This is a genomic window from Streptomyces sp. NPDC059718, assembly GCF_042733315.1.
Lineage (GTDB): Bacteria > Actinomycetota > Actinomycetes > Streptomycetales > Streptomycetaceae > Actinacidiphila.
In genome coordinates this window covers 133,638-151,560 of sequence record NZ_JBHWGA010000004.1, presented here as the reverse complement: position 1 = coordinate 151,560, position 17,923 = coordinate 133,638, and the positions used below count along the sequence as shown (strand labels likewise).

The following is a 17,923-nucleotide window of genomic DNA, read 5'->3' as shown; positions in this document are numbered from 1 at the left end:
CACTCAGGTGGGCCACGCGCACGCTCATCCGCGGCCGTCGGTGACGGCCGCGAGCAGTGCCGCGCGCAGATGGCCGTCCGCCTCCGCCAGGAGCCGGGCGGCCGTCGGGGCGTCCACGCCGCCGAGGACGACGAGGACGGCGTTCTTGACCTCGCCGCCGGCGGCGGTGAGGGCGGCCTCGATCTCGTCGTCGGGCGCGCCGGTGGCCAGGGCCACGATCCGCCGGGACCGGGCGCGCAGCTTGTCGTTGGAGGCGCGCACGTCGACCATCAGGTTCCCGTAGGTCTTGCCCAGCCTGATCATCGTGATCGTCGACAGCATGTTGAGGACGAGTTTCTGCGCCGTTCCCGCCTTCAGCCGGGTGGAGCCGGTGAGGAACTCCGGGCCGGTGAGGACCTCGATGCCGTGGTCGGCCGCGGCGGCCAGCGCGGAGCCCGGGTTGCAGGACAGTCCGACGGTCAGGGCGCCCAGGGCGCGGGCGTGCTCCACGGCGCCGACGGCGTACGGGGTGCGGCCGGAGGCGGAGACGCCGACCACGGTGTCGTCCGGGCCGATCCCGAGGGCGTCCAGGTCGGCGGCGGCCAGTTCCCCGCTGTCCTCGGCGCCCTCGACGGCGTCCACGATCGCCGTGGGCCCGCCCGCGATGAGCCCGCTGACCTGGCCCGGCGCGGTGTTGAAGGTCGGCGGGCACTCGCTGGCGTCGAGCACGCCGAGCCGTCCCGCGGTGCCCGCGCCCGCGTAGACCAGGCGGCCGCCGCGGGCCATGCGCGCGGCGATGCCGTCGACGGCGGCGGCGATGACGGGCAGTTGCTCCGCGACGGCGGCCGGCACGGTGCCGTCCTCGGCGTTCATCAGCCGGGCGATGTCGAGCGTCGGGAGCCGGTCGACCTCGGCGAGCTCGGCACGGAAGGCCTCGGTTCCGAGGTGGTCCAGCTCGCGACGGAGCTCGGCGTGCGTCATTGCGGGTGGTTCCTTCGCGGGCTGTGGCGGTGGGCGAGGGCTTCGTACGAGGCGGACAGGGCCGGGGCCGCGGTGTCGTACGTGCGCTGGGCGACCCCGACGAACAGGCAGTCCACCACCAGCAGCTGGCTGGTGCGGCTGGCCATGGCGGCCGGGCGCAGTTCGCTCTCCCGGCCGCTGGAGGTGAGCAGCACGTGGTCGGCGTACTGGGTGACGGTGCCGTCCACCCGGCCGGTCACGGCGATGGTGGTGGCGCCCCGGTCGAAGGCGGCGCGCAGCGGCTCGACCACGTCGTGGGTGTGGCCGGAGTGCGTGACGGCCACGGCGACGTCGCCCTGGCGCATCTGGACCGCGTTGGTGAGGGTGAGGTGCGGGTCCCCCAGGGCGTGCGCGACCAGGCCTATCCGCAGCAGCTTCTGCACCAGGTCCTGGGCGACCAGGCTGGACGCCCCGATCCCGTAGACGTCGATGCGGCGGGCGGCGGCCAGCGCGGCCACGGCCGCCTCCAGCTGGGCCACGTCCAGCTGGGCGGCGGTGTCGGCCAGGCACCGCTGCTCGTCCAGCGCGAGTTTGGTGACCACGTCGGCCAGCGGGTCGTCCACCGCGATGTCCGGGGTGACGGCGGGCGGTGCCCCCGCCTCCACGCGGGCGGCCAGTGCGGCCAGCGCGAGCCGCAGGTCCCGGTAGCCGGGGTAGCCCAGCACGCGCGCGGTGCGCACCACCGTGGCCTCGCTCGTCCCCGTACGGGCCGCGAGCGCCGTCACGGTCAGCCGGGAGCAGCCCGCCGGGTCCGCGGCCACGGCCTCCGCGACCCGCTGCATCGACCGGGTCATGGACGGGGCCATGGTCCTGACCTTGGCGGCCAGCCCACCGGTGTTGAAGGTTTCCTTCATCTTCTCGGCCACGGACGAAAGCTATTTTCACCTCCTGACGACGTCAAGGACGCCTGCGCGGCGGTTGGTCCACAATGGGGGCCATGGATCCTGACGCACCCGGTTCCTCCGCCGGCCTGGAGGCGGCCCTGCACAGCGCCCGCGCGCTCGTCCTCGCCGACCTGACCGCGACCGGCGTCGCCGACGCACACATCGTCTCGCTCGTCGAGGACGCCGTCTCCCAGCGCCGCTGGTGGGTGGAGCAGTGGCCCGACGGCGCCGCGTTCGTCGCGGGGCTGGTCGCCCAGGACGTCAAGGACGCCCTGCTCGAACGCATGGGCCGCTGGCCGCTCTGCCCTCGCTGCACCGACCCGCACGCCCTCGACGTGGAGCCCGAACTCGGGCCCGACCCGCACTGGGTGTGCGAGTCGCTCGGCGAGGCCGTCGCCCCCGTGGGCGGCCTGTCCGCGACCCTCGGCGGGCCCCGCTGACGTGACCGTCTACATCGACCCGCCGACCTGGCCGGGCCACGGCCGCATGTGGTCCCACATGGTGAGCGACACCTCGTACGAGGAGCTCCACGCCTTCGCCGCCGCCATCGGCGCCCCCCGCCGCGCCTTCGACGCCGACCACTACGACGTCCCCAGCGAGCGCTACGCCTCGGCCGTCGCCGCGGGCGCCGTCGAGGTCGGCAGCAAGGAACTCCTGCGCCACCTCACCGAGGCCGGCCTGCGCCGCCCCAAGCACAGGTCCCCCCAGGGTGAGGCTGGCAGGACCTAGGTCGGGGTCCCGCTCACAGCGGTTCGCCCTCCAGCCGGCCGGCGGGGAGGCGGCGCCCGCACATCGCCAGGGCCAGGTCCTCGCCGGTGCCCCGCAGTTCCGGGCCGGAACCGTACGACCAGTCCAGGTCGGTGGCCCGCAGCAGCCGGCCCGCGACGGCGACGCCGAAGTGCGCGTGCCCACCGCCCGCGGTGAGGTCGTCGAGGAGGATGCCGAGGGTCTCCCCCGGGACGCGGCGTCCCGTGCCGAGCGGCACGGTGATGTCCAGCCCGTGGATCACCACATGGTTGAGCGCGCCGTGGGCACCGCCGCCCGGTGGCTGCCACCGCCCCATCACCTCGGAGCGCAGACAGCCGACCAGTTCCCCGGTGGGCAGTGCGCCGTCCCGCTCGGCGACGGCGTCGGACAGCCGGGTGAAGTCGAAGCCGTGCTCGGCGAGGAGCGCCATGAACGCCTCCTGCGAGTAGCGCGCCGCCATCGTCATGTGCGCCACGACCTCGCGCACCCGCCAGCTCTCGCAGAGCGAGGGGGTGTCCCACCAGGCGGCGGGGGCCCCGTCGAGCAGGTCGGCCAGGTCCCGGAACCCGGCCGCGACGGCGGCTTGCACCTCGGTGTCGTCGGTCATCGCTGTCGTACCCCTTCGTCGCGTGCCGCGGGCGGCTCCCCGCACGGACAAGGACCGCCCGCGCGCACCGGAGTCATCGGTGGGCGCCGCAGTCATCGACGGGCGTCGTCCACGTCGCCCGGGGCGAGCAGTTCCAGCTCGGTGGTGAGGTTGCGCCGGGCGGTGGCCTCCCAGCGCCCGTACGCCTCCGGGGTGCGGAACAGCCGGGGCAGCCGCAGGAGCTGGCGCAGGACGTCGGCGCGGCCGGCGCGGAAGGCGTCGTCGGGGACGAAGCCGTACTCCTCGCGGACGGCGGCCGCGTACTCGGCGTAGGCGGTGGGGTCGCCGGCGAGGACGGCCAGGTCGGCGTCGCTGAGGACCTCGCCGTCCCGGTCGCCCTCGGCGGGGTGGTGGGTGACGGTGAGCCGGACCAGGCGGGCGACCTCGGCGGTGATCGCGTCGGGGACCCCGGCCTCGGGGAGCGCGCGTTCGGCGAGCCGGGCGCTGCGCTCCTCGTTCTCCGAGCGGTCGGGCCGGTAGACGGCGTCGTGGAACCAGGCGGCGAGCAGCACGGCGTCCGGGTCCTCGGCGTGCCCGGCGAGGGCCTCGACGTGGTCGAGGACGGCGGTGAGGTGGGTGGTGGTGTGGTAGCGGCGGTGCGGCTCGGCCCAGCGGGCGATCAGGTCCTTGCCGTACGGCACCGGGTCGACGGACTCCGTCTGGCAGCGGCGCAGCAGGTCGCACCAGCGGGCGAGGAGGGCGGAGCCGGTTTCGGGTGCGGTGTCAGCCATGAAGGTCATTGTGCGGTACGGGGGGTCGCGGGCACGTGCGGGCATGTGACACCCTAGAGATATGTCTAGACCAATTTTCGAAGTGATCGCGCTCGACGCCGACGACGCCCTCGCGGCCCGGACGGGCGGCGCGGACCGCCTCGAATTGGTCACGGACATGGCCGCGGACGGCCTGACGCCGTCCCGGGAGACCTTCGCCGCCGTCCGGGCCGCGGTGGACATCCCGGTCCGGGTGATGCTGCGGGCCCGCGCCGACTTCGCCGTGGGCGGCACCCGCGGGACGGACGCGCTCTGCGCCGCCGCGGCGGCGCTGCGCGGCGAGGGCGCCGACGAGTTCGTGCTCGGGTTCCTCGACGCGTCGGGCGCGCCGGACCTGGCCGCCGTACGCCTGCTGGTCGACGCGATCGGTTCCGGTGCCCGCTGGACCTTCCACCGCGCCATCGACCACTCCGCCGACCGGGAGGCCGTGCGCTCGGCGGTGCGCGGACTGCCCGGACTGGACACCTTCCTCACGGCGGGCTCCGCGCGCGGGGTGGACGCCGGGCTCGGCCATCTGCTGGCGGAGGCGGGCCGTCCCGGCGAGCCCCAGCTCATGGTGGGCGGCGGGCTCCGCGCGGAGCACCTGCCGCGGCTCCTCGCGGGCGGCATCGACGCCTTCCACGTCGGGGGCGCGGTCCGCCCCGGCGGCTGGGCCGGGCCGGTCGACGCGGAGGCGGTGCGCACCTGGCGCGATCTGCTCGACGCACCGGTCGCCGTCCCGTGACCGGGCGGCAGCCGGAAACGCCCGAGGGCGGTACCCCGCGTGGGGTACCGCCCTCGGTCTTCTGCCGTGGTGCGGAGTCCTGATCCCGGAGGATCAGAAGTCCATGTCACCGCCGGGCATGCCGCCGCCGGCCGGCGCGGCGGCCTTCTCCGGCTTGTCGGCGATGACGGCCTCGGTGGTGAGGAAGAGCGCGGCGATGGAGGCCGCGTTCTGCAGCGCGGAGCGCGTGACCTTGGCCGGGTCGATGATGCCCTCACCGATCAGGTCGACGTACTCGCCCGTGGCGGCGTTGAGGCCGTGGCCCGGGGTCAGGTTGCGCACCTTCTCCACCACGACGCCACCCTCGAGGCCGGCGTTGACGGCGATCTGCTTCAGCGGGGCCTCCAGGGCCAGCTTCACGATCGACGCGCCGGTGGCCTCGTCGCCGTCGAGCTCGAGCTTCTCGAAGACGTTGGACGCCTGGAGCAGCGCCACGCCACCACCGGCGACGATGCCCTCCTCGACGGCGGCCTTGGCGTTGCGCACCGCGTCCTCGATGCGGTGCTTGCGCTCCTTGAGCTCGACCTCGGTGGCGGCACCGGCCTTGATGACGGCCACGCCGCCGGCCAGCTTCGCCAGACGCTCCTGGAGCTTCTCGCGGTCGTAGTCCGAGTCGCTGTTCTCGATCTCGGCACGGATCTGGTTGACGCGGCCCTGGATCTGGTCCTGGTCGCCGGCGCCGTCCACGATCGTGGTCTCGTCCTTGGTGACGACGACCTTGCGGGCGCGGCCGAGCAGGTCGAGACCGGCGTTCTCCAGCTTGAGGCCGACCTCCTCGGAGATGACGGTGCCACCGGTGAGGATGGCGATGTCACCGAGCATGGCCTTGCGGCGGTCGCCGAAGCCCGGGGCCTTGACCGCGACGGACTTGAAGGTGCCGCGGATCTTGTTGACGACCAGGGTCGACAGGGCCTCGCCGTCGACGTCCTCGGCGATGATCAGCAGCGGCTTGCCCGACTGCATGACCTTCTCCAGCAGCGGGAGCAGGTCCTTGACCGAGGAGATCTTGGAGTTGACGATCAGGATGTACGGGTCGTCGAAGGACGTCTCCATACGCTCCAGGTCGGTGGCGAAGTACGCCGAGATGTAGCCCTTGTCGAAGCGCATACCCTCGGTGAGCTCCAGCTCCAGACCGAAGGTCTGGGACTCCTCGACGGTGATGACGCCTTCCTTGCCGACCTTGTCCATCGCCTCGGCGATGAGCTCGCCGATCTGCGGGTCGGCGGCGGAGATGGAGGCGGTGGAGGCGATCTGCTCCTTGGTCTCCACGTCCTTCGCCTGCTCCAGCAGGGCGGCGGAGACGGCCTCGACGGCCTTCTCGATGCCGCGCTTGAGCGCCATCGGGTTGGCGCCGGCGGCGACGTTGCGCAGGCCCTCGCGGACCAGCGCCTGGGCGAGGACGGTCGCGGTCGTCGTGCCGTCACCGGCGACGTCGTCCGTCTTCTTCGCGACCTCCTTGACCAGCTCGGCGCCGATCTTCTCGTACGGGTCCTCGAGCTCGATCTCCTTGGCGATGGACACGCCATCGTTGGTGATCGTGGGGGCGCCCCACTTCTTCTCGAGGACGACGTTGCGGCCCTTGGGGCCAAGGGTGACCTTGACGGCGTCGGCGAGCTGGTTCATCCCGCGCTCGAGACCGCGCCGTGCCTCCTCGTCGAACGCGATGATCTTGGCCATGTGAAGTGGTCCTCCCGGACTTGGGGTCCCCCCGCGGCACACGGCTGCGGGGAAGGATTACTCCAGGACCGTGCCGGCGCCCGCGACGGACGGCCTGCCCTCCCGCCGGTTCCTTTACGACGGTCGAGCGGGCCTCACCCACTCGGTCCTTTGTCACTCTCAACGTCAGAGTGCTAACGCCAATGATTAGCACTCGCCCCAGGAGAGTGCAAGCCGCTTGGCCGGGACCGTGGACAACCCGCAGGTCGGGTCCGCGGCCGCCCCGGACAGCACCAAGGCCCGCCCCCGTGTGGGGGGCGGGCCTCGACGCGTACGTTTGAGCGGCCGTACGCGAAAGTGCTCCGTGGCCGATGCGCGGCGCGTCAGCCGGCTGCGAGACGGACCATGTCCGCCTGCGGCCCCTTCTGGCCCTGCGAGATCTCGAACTCGACCCGCTGACCTTCCTCGAGGGTGCGGTAGCCGTCCATCTGGATCGCGCTGTAGTGCACGAAGACGTCCGCACCACCGTCGACCGCGATGAAGCCGTAGCCCTTCTCCGCGTTGAACCACTTGACGGTGCCCTGAGCCATTCCTAACTCCCCTATTGCTGGCCCTTCGCAGACCCGCACCTCGCGGACCCGGGTCAGACCTCACCCCCTACAGCCAAGGGGGCGTGCGCCGGAACGCGTCGACCGCGGCTGAATGTATCTGCCCGGACGCTGTCTGCAACAGGTCAATCGGACGAGAATTCCGGGCACAGAGAATCGGAAGAAGAGCCTGATCGGCGAATAATCCGGGGCAACTCGGACCGGACATAAGCGGCCAACGCGACAAACGCGACGTGAATTTGGCGATAAATCGTCGACAAGGCCACCCCGGAGAAGAGGGGTTGCGCAGAGCGTTGCAGGGAGTTGCGAGCCGTCGGAGGCAACTGTACAGGCCTTCAACTACCGCTCGGCACACAGGGGCGCCGGGTCGTCCCCGGCACCCCTGTCGCCCACGGGCCGTGCGGCTCAGCAGCCTCCGGCGACCGCCGGGATGATCGAGACGGACGCGCCCTCGCCCACCGCGGTCTGCAGACCCTCGGAGAAGCGGACGTCGTCGTCGTTGACGTAGACGTTCACGAAACGGCGCAGCTTGCCCGTGTCGTCCAGGACCCGCGCGGAGATGCCGGGGTGGCTCTGCTCCAGCGAGTCGATGACCTCGGCCAGGGTGCCGCCCTCGGCGGGGACCTCGGCACGGCCGCCGGTGTAGGTGCGGAGGATGGTCGGGATGCGGACGGTAGCGCTCATGATGCTGGGTTCACCTTCAGTCTGGGTCGGCCGGTGCGGTCGGGGTCAGCCGGCCAGGCCGGCGGCGCGGAACGCGTCGAGGCTCGGGCGGATGGTGGCCGTGGGGCGGGAGGTCGGGGCGACGGCGTCCAGCGTCTTGAGGCCGTCGCCGGTGTTGAGGACGACGGTCTCACCGGCCGGGTCGAGCTGCCCGTTCTCGATGAGCTTGCGCAGCACGCCGACCGTCACGCCGCCGGCCGTCTCGGCGAAGATCCCCTCGGTCCGGGCGAGCAGCTTGATGGCGTCCACCACCTGCTCGTCGGTGACGTCCTCGACGGCGCCGCCCGTGCGGCGGGCGATGTCCAGCACGTACGGGCCGTCGGCCGGGTTGCCGATGGCGAGCGACTTGGCGATCGTGTTCGGCTTCTGCGGGCGCACCACGTCGTGGCCGGCCTTGAAGGCGGTCGAGACCGGGGAGCAGCCCTCGGCCTGCGCGCCGTAGATGCGGTAGGGCTTCTCCTCCACCAGGCCGAGCTTGATCAGCTCCCGCAGCCCCTTGTCGATCTTCGTCAGCTGCGAGCCCGAGGCGATCGGGATGACGATGTTGTCCGGCAGGCGCCAGCCCAGCTGCTCGCAGATCTCGTACGCGAGCGTCTTGGAGCCCTCGCCGTAGTACGGGCGCAGGTTGACGTTGACGAAGCCCCAGCCCTCACCGATCGGGTCGCCGATCAGCTCGCTGCAGAAGCGGTTGACGTCGTCGTAGGTCCCCTCGATGCCGACCAGCTCGCCGCCGTAGACCGCGGCCATGACGACCTTGCCCTCCTCCAGGTCGTGCGGGATGAACACGCACGAGCGGAAGCCGGCCCGGGCGGCCGCGGCGCCCACGGCGCCGGCCAGGTTGCCGGTGGAGGAGCAGGACAGGGTGGTGAGGCCGAAGGTGCGGGCGGCCTCCAGGGCGATGGCGACGACCCGGTCCTTGAAGGAATGGGTCGGGTTGCCGGAGTCGTCCTTGATGTGCAGGCCGCCGGTGACGCCCAGTTCGCGGGCGAGGTTGTCGGCCTTGACCAGCTTGGTGAAGCCCGGGTTGAGGTTGGGCTTGGAGGCCACGTCCGCGGGGACGGGCAGCAGCGGCGCGTAGCGCCAGATGTTGTTCGGCCCGGACTCGATCCGCTTGCGGAGGGTCTCGGGGTCGCCGCCCGGGAGGTCGTACGCCACTTCGAGCGGCCCGAAACAGACCTCGCAGGCGAAGATGGGTTCCAGCGGGAAGCGCTCACCGCACTCGCGGCAGGAGAGCGCGGACGCGGGGCCGAAGGCGGAATCGGTGGACGCGGGTGCAACGGTCTGCGCAGCCATGTCAGGCGAGGCCCTTTCTCCTCATCTTCCTCACGGCGCATTTCGCCGCGAGACGGAATTGGCACCTTCCCCACCTGGACCTCGCGGTCGGCGGGAGGGTTGCCGGGGCTTCAACGGGCCGTTCCCTCTGCCCCTCTGGATGAGCGGTATGGCACCGGGCGCAGGGCCCGGGCATTTGTCCGACGAGGCGCGATCACCGCGGACATACGATGGTCATGCCTCGTGTTCAAGACTGTAACCGACGACCTCGAACCTGGTCATGGGCCGTCCGTCCTGCGAGACGGGCAGAAACGGAGCAACCCGGTGCTCGACGAGGTGGCCGGCTGGCTGCAACGGCGGTCCTGGACCGCCGACCACAGGCCGCTGCCGCAACTGCTCGCCGCCAAGCGCGCCGCGGGCGCGCGCGGCACGGTCAGCGTCGTGCTGCCCGCCCTCGACGAGGAGGCCACGGTCGGGGCGATCGTCGGGACGATCCGCCGCGAGCTGATGAGCGAGGCGGTGCCGCTGGTCGACGAACTCGTCGTGCTGGACTCCGGGTCGACCGACCGCACGGCCGAGGTCGCCGCGGCCGCGGGCGCGGTCGTCGTCCACCGGGACGAGGTGCTCCAGCGGCTGCCCGCCCTGCCCGGCAAGGGCGAGGTCCTGTGGCGCTCGCTGCTCGTGACGCGCGGGGAGATCGTCTGCTTCGTCGACTCCGACCTGCGCGAGTTCGACGCGCGGTTCGTGTCGGGGATCGTCGGGCCGCTGCTCACGGATCCGGACGTGCAGCTGGTCAAGGCGATGTACGACCGGCCCCTGGAGACCGGCGGCACGGTGGTCCCGGCCGGCGGGGGCCGGGTGACGGAGCTGGTCGCGCGGCCGCTGCTCAACCTGCACTGGCCGCAGCTGGCGGGGTTCGTCCAGCCGCTGGGCGGCGAGTACGCGGCGCGCCGCTCGCTGCTGGAGCGGCTGCCGTTCCCCGTCGGGTACGGGGTCGAGCTCGGGCTGCTGGTGGACGCGCTCAACACGGTCGGGCTCGACGCGCTGGCCCAGGTCGACGTGGGGGTCCGGCACCACCGGCACCAGGACGGCCAGGCGCTGGGCCGCATGGCCGCGGCGATCTACCGGACGGCCCAGATCCGCTTGGCCCGGGGCCATCTCGTGCGGCCCGTCCTCACACAGTTCGACCGGTCCCCGGACGGCGGTTTCGAGCCCCGCGTCCACGAGGTCGCGACGGATGAGCGCCCCCCGATGCGGACGGTCCCCGAATACGCCCACCGCGCGGTGGCGTGACGCTGTAACCCGGTTGCGGGTCGGCCGCTCGCCGGAGGTTGGGGGTACCCCCAGCGGTAGCTGGGGGAGGGCTGGCGCAACCCCACAACGGCGCCGCACCTGGGCAGTACCGTGGGCTGCGTCGGCGTGTGCACGCCGGTGGTGGGGGTGTGCCAACCCGTTCCGCCTTGCGGAACGACTTCCCACAACCCCCAGGCCGAACCTGCGGCGACCCGCAACAGGTCACGGCCGGAAACCCCCGGCTGGGCTAGCTCGTACGTTTGCGGTCGGGGATGCGTGGCTAGGCTGGCCGCATGGTCGCATCGCATGCCGCGCGCGTACTGGTCGCGTCCAACCGCGGCCCCGTGTCGTACAGCCTCCGCGAGGACGGCACGCTCACCGCCCGCCGCGGCGGCGGCGGACTCGTGTCGGGCCTGAGCGCGATCGGGCCGGACGCGGACGCCGTCTGGGTCTGCGCGGCGCTCGGCGAGGGGGACCGGGCCGCCGTCCTGCGCAGTTCCGGGGGTACGGGCCGGCTGTCCACCGCCGACACCGGCGGCCAGCGCGTACGGATGCTGGACATCCCGGCGGACACCTTCGCGTCGGCCTACAACGGCATCGCGAACTCGGTGCTGTGGTTCGTCCACCACATGCTGTTCCAGACCCCGCTGGAGCCCGTCTTCGACGAGGACTTCCGCGAGCAGTGGGCGGCGTACGTGGCGTACAACGCCGCCTTCGCCGACGCGCTCGCCGAGGAGGCGGGCCAGGGCGCGGCCGTCCTGGTGCAGGACTACCACCTGGCGCTGGTGCCGCAGCTGCTCCGCTCGCGCCGCCCCGACCTGCGCATCGGCCACTTCTCGCACACCCCGTGGGCCCCGCCGGACTACTTCCGCGTGCTGCCCGACGACGTCGCCGCGGAGGTGCTGAGCGGCATCCTCGGCGCCGACCGGGCCGGCTTCCTGACCCGCCGCTGGGCGGACGCCTTCGCCGCGTGCTGCGCCGACGTGCTGGGCGCCTCCGTCATCCGTGACGAGGGCAGCCTCACGATCACGTACAAGGGCCGCACCACGCGGATCGGGGTGCACGGCCTCGGCGCGGACGCCGACTTCCTGCGGGAGCGGGCGCACCGGCCGGACGTGGACGAGCGCCTGGCGGCGCTGCAGGAGACCGTGGGCGGCCCGGACCGCAAGGTCATCGTGCGCGTGGACCGCACCGAGCTGTCGAAGAACATCGTGCGCGGTCTGCTCGCGTACGCGCAGCTGCTGCGCGACCACCCCGAATGGCAGGGGCGCGTGGTGCACATCGCCTTCGCCTACCCCTCCCGTCACGACCTGGCCGTCTACCGGGAGTACACGGACGAGGTCTCCGACCTGGCCGAGGAGATCAACGAGGAGTTCGCCACGCCGGGCTGGCAGCCGGTGGTCCTGCACGTCAAGGACGACTTCGCGCGCTCCCTGGCCGCCTACCGCCTGGCGGACGTCGCGCTGGTCAACCCGATCCGCGACGGCATGAACCTGGTGGCCAAGGAGATCCCGGTCGTCTCGGAGGACGGCGTGGCGCTGGTGCTCTCCCGTGAGGCGGGGGCGTACGAGGAGCTGGCGGACGACGCGTTCGTGGTCAACCCGTACGACATCCGGGCCACGGCCAACGCCCTCCACCAGGCGCTGTCCCTGTCGCACGGCGAGCGGGCCGAGGCCACCAAGCGACTCGCGGCGGCCTCGACGGCGCTCCCCCCGCAGCAGTGGTTCCTGGACCAGCTGCGGGCGCTGGGCTAGGAAGGTGAGGGCGCCCGCCGGCTGATCCCCAGCCGGATGCGTCCGGCGGTCGTGCCCAGGGCGAGGTAGGTCTCCACCTGCGGCAGCGGTGCGCGGCGGGCGAGCGGGTCCAGCCCCACGACGAGCGCGACCGGTCCGCCGCCCGCGACGAAGGCGGCCCACCGGTCCCCGGCCGCGACCTCCAGCAGCGGGCCGCCGTCCGCGCCGCGCACCGTGGCCCGCCCGGGACGGGGGACGGTGATCCGCTCGCCGAGCTCCGGCAGCCGCCGCCCGGGCTCGGCCAGCCCGAGGAGCACGGCGAGTTCCTCCGTCCCGCTCCCGTGCGGATGGGCCAGCAGCAGGAACGCCACCGGCCCGAAGGCCGTGTCGTCCAGCCAGGTCCACGAGGCGGGCCTCACCGCAGCACCACCCACACCTGCTTGCCGTCGGGGGTCGGCCGCACGCCCCACCGGTGCGCCGCCGCCGCGATCAGGTGCAGGCCGCGCCCGCGTTCGGCCGCCCAGTCCGGCGGCCCGGGGGCCGGGACCGGCAGGACGGGGGAGCGGTCGCTGACCGTGGCCCGCACACCCTCCCCGGCCAGGTCGTCCAGCGTCAGCTCGCACTCCGGGGAGCCCGCGTGCCGGTGCACGTTGGCGAGTATCTCCGTGACGCACAGCGCGGCGGCGGGCGCCAGGTCCTCGCGCCCCCAGGCGCGGAGCTGTTCGCGTACGGCCCGGCGGACCTCGGCGATGCGGGCGGGCTCGGCGACGACGCGCATCGCCGCCGCGGGTGGAGATTCCTGCGTCATGGGTCCAACGGTTCCGTGCCGTGGCTAGCCTGACCAGGGCGGACCTGACCCCGGATCAGTTGTGTCGGGACCGGTCCGCGGCTGTGTACGGCGTGTGTACCGGGGAGGTGGTCCCGTGTCCGCGAAGGGCGAGGGCTCGGCCAGCATGCGGATGTTCGGTTCCGTGGCGCGGTCCCTGCGGGAGGCCCGCGGGGTGTCGACCGACGAACTGGCCGCGCACGTCGGCTATTCGAAGTCGCTGGTGGTCAAGATCGAGCGCGGCGAGCGGATGCCGCCTCCGGCGTTCGTGGAGAGGGCGGGAACCCTTCTGGGCGACGGCGGCGGGGTGCTGCGGTCCGCGGCGCGCCATCTCGAACGGGCGGAGTTCCCCTCCTGGTTCGAGGAGTACGCGGAGCTGGAGCGGGCCGTGGTGAGTCTCTACACCTACGACACGCACGTCATCAACGGCCTGCTGCAGACCGAGGAGTACGCCCGCGTCGTGCTCGGCGCCTACTGCCCGACGCTGGCGACGGAGGAAGTCGAGCGCCGGGTGCGGGCCCGGCTGGCCCGGCAGTCACTGCTGACCCGCGCCCCGGCGCCGCAGCTCGCCTTCGTCATCGAGGAGTGGGTGCTGCGCCGTCCGGTCGGCGGACGGGCCGTCCACCGGAGCCAGTTGGAGCGGCTGCTGGAGGCCGCAGCGCTGCGTCATGTGACGGTCCAGGTGATGCCGCTCTCGCACGAGGCCCACGCGGGCTTCGACGGCCCCATGTCGCTGCTGGAGACCCACGATCTGCGACTGCTGGCCTATCTCGAAGTCCAGGGCCGCAGCGTGCTGGTGGACGGCCGGGACGAGGTCAGCAAACTCCACCAGCGCTATGCGATGATCCGCTCACAGGCCCTCAGCGTGGGGGACTCCGCCAGAGTGATCGAGCAGATTGCGGGGGAGCTATGACGTCCCAACTCGCCTGGTTCAAGAGCAGTTACAGCGGCAGCGAGGGCGGCCAGTGCGTCGAGGTGGCCCATGCCCCGGGCGCCGTGCACGTGCGGGACTCCAAGGACCCCGCCGGGCCCGCGCTGGCCTTCACCGGCGAGGCGTGGACGGCGTTCGTCGCCTTCGTCGCCGACAGCACCGGGACACCGGTAGAGTAACCGGCCGATCACCCTTCGTGCTTGCCGCATGAAGCGGCCCCCGTGGTGCGCCAACACCGGCCGGGGGCCTACACCCACGAGGCTTTCAAGGAGCCCGCAAATGATCCGCCATGCTATCCCGCCGACCCGTTTCTTCTCCCAGACGCCGAACGACCTCATCCGCCATCCGCGCCTGAACGGCACCGCCGTACGGCTGTTGCAGTGGGCGCTCTCCCTGCCGGAGGGGTCCCGGGAGACCCTGCAGTCCATCGGCGAGAAGATGCCCGAGGGGCGCATCGCTCTGCGCCGGGCCCGGCAGCAGCTGGAGGCGGAGGGCTATGTGCACACCCGCCGCACGCAGAGCCGCGAGACCGGCCGCTGGACCACCCGGGTGCTCGTCTCCAACGTGCCCCTGCGCGACCCCGCGGAGGTCGAGGCGGCCTTCGCGGCTCCGGGTGGCAGCGTCCCGACCGCCGGTGCGCCGTCCGTACGGGCCGTCGGCGCATCCCCCAAGGGGGAGAACAGGGAGAAGGAGAACACCTCCCACCCCGGGCCCCCCGCCGACGAGCCGCTGGTCGCCCGCGCCGCGGCCGCGCTGCACCGCCTCGGGCGGCGGGAGACCAGGCTCTCCCTGGGCGTCGCCGAGGCGGCCCGGCTGGCCCCGCTCGCCGCCCGCTGGCTGGCACACGGCGCGAGCGAGCTGGAGCTGGGCACCGCCCTGTCCTCCGGGCTGCCGCCCGCCGTCCACTCCCCCGCCGGCTTCATCGCCCGGCGCCTGCGCGACAAGCTCCCCGCACCGCGACCCGCCCGCGACCCCGCCGCCCCGGCGGTCCCGCTCCCCGAATGCCCCGGCTGCGGCGACCCGCTGCCCCCCGGCCGGACCGGCCCCTGCCCGCCCTGCGCCACCGCCGCCCCCGCATCCGACGCCCCGTCGGGTGCTCCGCGCGGCGCCTCGCTGGTCCGCGCGGGCATCGTGCGGCAGCGGCCACGCGTGAAACCGCGGGCGGCCGCAGGCACCACCTGAGGCCCCTTCCGGCGTGCTGACCGAGCGTCGTACCGCCGCTCCGTCAGATCGCGCCCCGGGCACCGTTCATCCTCTTTGGTCACCCAAAGTGCGGAACACCTCGCACAAGGTGACGATGAGCGCAATCGCTTCGACCCGGAGCGAGCTCCTTCCGTCATCTTCGAAGGCAGAGAGATGAACATACGAGCGAAGAAGACCATGTCCGGTCGACCCCGTCGTAAGGTGCTTTGGGGCGTCGCCGGAGCCATGACGGTCGCCGCAGCGGTCGTCACGACCACCGCATTCGCCGGTCCCACGCACGCCTCCGCCACCGCGCGCACCGCCGCGGTCGCCGACGACGCCGCCTCGAACCCCGTCCAGGGCGGCGGCAACCGGGACAACTTCGGGCGGCTGAGGACCGCCGAGTTCCTGGGTGTCCTTTCCACCGTGCCCTCGGGCACCACGCAGACCGTCTCGGCGCGCTGCCCCTCGCGCACCGAGGTCACCGGCGGCGGCTTCGTCCTCAGCAGCAGTGACCTGGCCGTGCTGACGAGCCAGCGGTCCGGCAACGGATGGACCGTCACCGTCCGGAACACCGACGGCATGGCTCCGCCCATCCCCACCGCCCGCGCCGTCGTGGAGTGCGCAGCGATCGTCCGCGACAACAACAACTGGTGACCCGACCCCCTACATGTGCCACCGCCCCGGCCCCCGTCGCACAGGAACGGGGGACCGGGGCGGGCCGTGCGCGGCCGTGCGCGACCGGGCGTCAGGAGCGCTTGCCCGCCGACTCCGCCGCGAAGAAGACCGCGACGCCGAGGACGACCAGGAGGACGCACACGTAGATCTCGTAACCGTCGAGGAAGCCGATCCGGTGGGTCAGCGCCCACAGGCGGAACCAGCCGCCGGTGAGCTCGTAGGCGATGCCGCCGATGCCCTGGGAGAGCAGCACGAAGCCGAGGAAGCCGAGGAATCCCTTCATGCCACGAGGCTAGGGAGCGGGCGCCCGCGCGGGCTGTCGGCGAAAGTCGCCGATCGCGCGCGGGCTGTCGTCCGAAAGTCTCGACTTGGGGCGCGGGGGTGGTGCCGGCGCCCCGGGACCGTACATTCGGGGACATGCGACGCGTACGGAAGGGCATCGTCGCCGACATCGCGGTCTTCCTCGGTGCGGCGGCCTTCTCCGTGCTGTCCGTGGACGGGGTGGGTGCCCCGGTCGGGACCGTCGAGCAGGCGGTCAGCGCGGCCGCGTGCGCGGCGCTGTTCCTGCGGCGGCGGTGGCCGGTGCAGCTGGCGGTGGTGCTGCTGGTGACCGGGTGGTTCGCGCACCTGGTCGGCGGCCCGACCGCGGTGGCGGTCTTCACCGTGGCGGCGTACCGGCCGCTGCGCACGACCGCCTGGGTGGCGGCACTGGCGTTCGCTCCGCTGCCGCTGTTCGTGGCGCGGGGGCCCGACCCGGACCTGCCGGAGACCGGCTCGGCGACGACCTTTTTCGTGATCATGGCGGGCTCGATCGGCTGGGGGCTCTACGTGCGCTCCCGGCGCCAGTTGCTGGCCTCGTACGCCGAGCGCGGCCGGCGGCAGGCGCGCGAGGAGATCGCCCGGGAGATGCACGACGTGCTCGCGCACCGGCTGTCGCTGCTGAGCGTCCACGCGGGAGCGCTGGAGTTCCACCCGGGGGCGTCCCCCGCGGAGATCGAGCGGGCCGCCGGGGTGATCCGGGAGAGCGCGCACCAGGCGCTGGACGACCTGCGCGGCATCATCGGCGTCCTGCGCGAGCCGGACGGGTCCGGTACGGCGGACGGCGCGGGCGGACGGCCGCAGCCCACGCTGGCGGACCTGCCGCGGCTGGTCGAGGAGTCCCGGGACGCCGGGATGCGGATCGTGCTGGAGGCCGACGACGACGCGGTGTCGGCGGCGCCCGCCGCCTCGGGGCGCACGGCGTACCGGATCGTGCAGGAGGGGCTGACCAACGCCCGCAAGCACGCCCCCGGCACGGAGGTGACCGTGCGGCTCGCCGGCGGTCCCGCGCGGGGGCTGACCGTCGAGGTCACCAACCCGGTGCCGGCCGCGGCGGCCGTGGTGCCGGCCATCCCGGGCGCCGGGCAGGGCCTGATCGGGCTGACGGAGCGGGCCTCGCTCGCCGGGGGCGACCTGGAGCACGGCCGGGCCGGCGGGGACTTCCGGCTGCGCGCCTGGCTACCGTGGGCGGCGTGACGATGGTGCGGCTGCTGCTGGTGGACGACGACCCGCTGGTGCGGGCCGGGCTGCGGATGATGCTGGGCGGGGCGCCGGACGTCGAGGTCGTCGCCGAGGCGGCGGACGGCGGCGAGGTGGCGGCACTGGTCCAGGAGCACTCCCCCGACGTGGTGCTGATGGACATCCGCATGCCCGTCGTGGACGGCCTCGCGGCCACCGAGGCGCTGCGGGCGCGGCCGGGTGCGCCCGAGGTGATCGTGCTGACCACGTTCAACACCGACGAGCACGTGCTGCGGGCGCTGCGCGCGGGCGCGGCGGGCTTCGTCCTGAAGGACACGGCGCCGCGCGAGATCGTGGCGGCGGTACGGAAGGTGGCGGCCGGCGAACCGGTGCTGTCCCCGTCGGTGACACGGCAGTTGATCGCCCAGGTCGCCGCCTCCGGCGCCGGAGGAAGCGGCGCGCGGGCCACCGCACGGCGCAGGCTCGCGTCGCTGGGCGAGCGGGAGCACGAGGTGGCCCTCGCCATCGGGGAGGGCCGGTCCAACGCGGAGATCGCGGCCGGGCTCCACATGAGCGTGCCGACGGTGAAGACCCACGTCTCCCGCATCCTCGGCAAGCTCGGCCTGAACAACCGGGTCCAGGTCGCCCTCCTCGTCCACGACGCGGACACCCCGGGCCGGAGCTGACCGGGCGGAGGCCGCCGGGCTGTCTAGGG

At 73.2% G+C, this 17,923-nt stretch carries 22 protein-coding genes and 1 riboswitch; of the genes, 11 read left to right on the top strand and 11 right to left on the bottom strand.

Going from position 1 to position 17,923, the window contains the following annotated elements; translation table 11 throughout:
• Window positions 1–24 precede the first annotated feature (24 nt).
• Both murQ and ACFV3E_RS07270 read right to left on the bottom strand, forming a co-directional pair.
• Window positions 25–960: an N-acetylmuramic acid 6-phosphate etherase gene (murQ, locus tag ACFV3E_RS07275; protein ID WP_500533814.1), complete on the bottom strand. Its 936-nt coding sequence runs from the start codon at window positions 958–960 to the stop codon at window positions 25–27.
• A complete protein-coding gene (locus ACFV3E_RS07270) occupies window positions 957–1,853 on the bottom strand; it encodes a MurR/RpiR family transcriptional regulator (protein WP_500533928.1) in 897 nt (298 codons plus the stop codon). Before ACFV3E_RS07270 ends, murQ begins: the two co-directional genes overlap by 4 nt.
• Before the next feature lie 83 nt (window positions 1,854–1,936).
• On the opposite strand from ACFV3E_RS07270, the gene ACFV3E_RS07265 reads away from it, so the two are divergent.
• On the top strand, window positions 1,937–2,323 hold the full coding sequence (locus ACFV3E_RS07265; protein ID WP_500368611.1) for a DUF8819 family protein: 387 nt from the start codon (window positions 1,937–1,939) through the stop codon (window positions 2,321–2,323).
• A 1-nt stretch (window position 2,324) separates the two neighbouring features.
• On the top strand, window positions 2,325–2,612 hold the full coding sequence (locus ACFV3E_RS07260) for a DUF4031 domain-containing protein (RefSeq protein WP_500533813.1): 288 nt from the start codon (window positions 2,325–2,327) through the stop codon (window positions 2,610–2,612).
• A gap of 13 nt (window positions 2,613–2,625) precedes the next feature.
• Here ACFV3E_RS07260 and ACFV3E_RS07255 read toward each other — a convergent pair whose 3' ends face one another.
• Together ACFV3E_RS07255 and ACFV3E_RS07250 are read right to left on the bottom strand one after the other, a co-directional pair.
• Window positions 2,626–3,237: a maleylpyruvate isomerase family mycothiol-dependent enzyme gene (locus tag ACFV3E_RS07255; protein WP_500533812.1), complete on the bottom strand. Its 612-nt coding sequence runs from the start codon at window positions 3,235–3,237 to the stop codon at window positions 2,626–2,628.
• A 92-nt stretch (window positions 3,238–3,329) separates the two neighbouring features.
• Window positions 3,330–4,016, bottom strand: coding sequence for an HD domain-containing protein (locus tag ACFV3E_RS07250; RefSeq protein ID WP_499512489.1), 687 nt, complete (start codon window positions 4,014–4,016; stop codon window positions 3,330–3,332).
• A gap of 52 nt (window positions 4,017–4,068) precedes the next feature.
• Here ACFV3E_RS07250 and ACFV3E_RS07245 point away from each other — a divergent pair, with 52 nt between their 5' ends.
• On the top strand, window positions 4,069–4,770 hold the full coding sequence (locus tag ACFV3E_RS07245; protein ID WP_500533811.1) for a copper homeostasis protein CutC: 702 nt from the start codon (window positions 4,069–4,071) through the stop codon (window positions 4,768–4,770).
• Window positions 4,771–4,863: 93 nt separating this feature from the next.
• Here ACFV3E_RS07245 and groL read toward each other — a convergent pair whose 3' ends face one another.
• The 4 genes from groL to thrC form a co-directional block, all read right to left on the bottom strand.
• Window positions 4,864–6,486: a chaperonin GroEL gene (gene groL, locus ACFV3E_RS07240; protein WP_500368602.1), complete on the bottom strand. Its 1,623-nt coding sequence runs from the start codon at window positions 6,484–6,486 to the stop codon at window positions 4,864–4,866.
• A 362-nt stretch (window positions 6,487–6,848) separates the two neighbouring features.
• Entirely contained in the window at window positions 6,849–7,055 is a 207-nt protein-coding gene (locus ACFV3E_RS07235; protein ID WP_005486335.1) for a cold-shock protein, read from the bottom strand.
• A gap of 423 nt (window positions 7,056–7,478) precedes the next feature.
• Window positions 7,479–7,757 (bottom strand): ubiquitin-like small modifier protein 1, encoded by a 279-nt coding sequence (locus tag ACFV3E_RS07230; protein WP_500533810.1) that lies wholly within the window; start codon window positions 7,755–7,757, stop codon window positions 7,479–7,481.
• A 45-nt stretch (window positions 7,758–7,802) separates the two neighbouring features.
• A complete protein-coding gene (gene thrC, locus ACFV3E_RS07225) occupies window positions 7,803–9,089 on the bottom strand; it encodes a threonine synthase (protein WP_500533809.1) in 1,287 nt (428 codons plus the stop codon).
• An 18-nt stretch (window positions 9,090–9,107) separates the two neighbouring features.
• Window positions 9,108–9,235, bottom strand: a riboswitch (SAM riboswitch).
• A gap of 157 nt (window positions 9,236–9,392) precedes the next feature.
• Between thrC and ACFV3E_RS07220 the strand changes: the two genes are divergently transcribed.
• Window positions 9,393–10,361, top strand: coding sequence for a glucosyl-3-phosphoglycerate synthase (locus ACFV3E_RS07220; RefSeq protein WP_500533927.1), 969 nt, complete (start codon window positions 9,393–9,395; stop codon window positions 10,359–10,361).
• Between the two features lie 293 nt (window positions 10,362–10,654).
• Window positions 10,655–12,115, top strand: coding sequence for an alpha,alpha-trehalose-phosphate synthase (UDP-forming) (locus ACFV3E_RS07215; protein WP_500533807.1), 1,461 nt, complete (start codon window positions 10,655–10,657; stop codon window positions 12,113–12,115).
• Here ACFV3E_RS07215 and ACFV3E_RS07210 read toward each other — a convergent pair.
• Both ACFV3E_RS07210 and ACFV3E_RS07205 read right to left on the bottom strand, forming a co-directional pair.
• Window positions 12,112–12,513: a hypothetical protein gene (locus ACFV3E_RS07210; protein WP_500533806.1), complete on the bottom strand. Its 402-nt coding sequence runs from the start codon at window positions 12,511–12,513 to the stop codon at window positions 12,112–12,114. The genes ACFV3E_RS07215 and ACFV3E_RS07210 overlap by 4 nt on opposite strands.
• The gene (locus ACFV3E_RS07205) at window positions 12,510–12,902 is read right to left on the bottom strand and encodes an ATP-binding protein (protein WP_500533805.1); all 393 of its coding nucleotides are present in this window, start codon (window positions 12,900–12,902) and stop codon (window positions 12,510–12,512) included. Before ACFV3E_RS07205 ends, ACFV3E_RS07210 begins: the two co-directional genes overlap by 4 nt.
• A 115-nt stretch (window positions 12,903–13,017) precedes the next feature.
• Between ACFV3E_RS07205 and ACFV3E_RS07200 the strand changes: the two genes are divergently transcribed.
• From ACFV3E_RS07200 to ACFV3E_RS07185, 4 genes are all read left to right on the top strand, one after another.
• The gene (locus ACFV3E_RS07200) at window positions 13,018–13,833 is read left to right on the top strand and encodes a helix-turn-helix domain-containing protein (RefSeq protein WP_500533803.1); all 816 of its coding nucleotides are present in this window, start codon (window positions 13,018–13,020) and stop codon (window positions 13,831–13,833) included.
• A complete protein-coding gene (locus tag ACFV3E_RS07195; protein ID WP_500533801.1) occupies window positions 13,830–14,030 on the top strand; it encodes a DUF397 domain-containing protein in 201 nt (66 codons plus the stop codon). The genes ACFV3E_RS07200 and ACFV3E_RS07195 overlap by 4 nt, the downstream gene beginning before the upstream one ends.
• 100 nt (window positions 14,031–14,130) lie before the next feature.
• Window positions 14,131–15,033: a hypothetical protein gene (locus ACFV3E_RS07190; protein WP_500533800.1), complete on the top strand. Its 903-nt coding sequence runs from the start codon at window positions 14,131–14,133 to the stop codon at window positions 15,031–15,033.
• A gap of 246 nt (window positions 15,034–15,279) precedes the next feature.
• Window positions 15,280–15,690: a hypothetical protein gene (locus ACFV3E_RS07185; RefSeq protein WP_500533799.1), complete on the top strand. Its 411-nt coding sequence runs from the start codon at window positions 15,280–15,282 to the stop codon at window positions 15,688–15,690.
• A 91-nt stretch (window positions 15,691–15,781) separates the two neighbouring features.
• On the opposite strand, the gene ACFV3E_RS07180 is transcribed toward ACFV3E_RS07185, so the two are convergent.
• Window positions 15,782–15,994 (bottom strand): hypothetical protein, encoded by a 213-nt coding sequence (locus ACFV3E_RS07180; protein WP_500533798.1) that lies wholly within the window; start codon window positions 15,992–15,994, stop codon window positions 15,782–15,784.
• Window positions 15,995–16,128: 134 nt separating this feature from the next.
• Between ACFV3E_RS07180 and ACFV3E_RS07175 the strand changes: the two genes are divergently transcribed.
• Both ACFV3E_RS07175 and ACFV3E_RS07170 read left to right on the top strand, forming a co-directional pair.
• Complete coding sequence (locus ACFV3E_RS07175; protein WP_500533797.1) at window positions 16,129–17,226, top strand: sensor histidine kinase; 1,098 nt, start codon at window positions 16,129–16,131, stop codon at window positions 17,224–17,226.
• Window positions 17,227–17,228: 2 nt separating this feature from the next.
• A complete protein-coding gene (locus ACFV3E_RS07170; RefSeq protein WP_500533926.1) occupies window positions 17,229–17,894 on the top strand; it encodes a response regulator transcription factor in 666 nt (221 codons plus the stop codon).
• Window positions 17,895–17,923 lie beyond the last annotated feature (29 nt).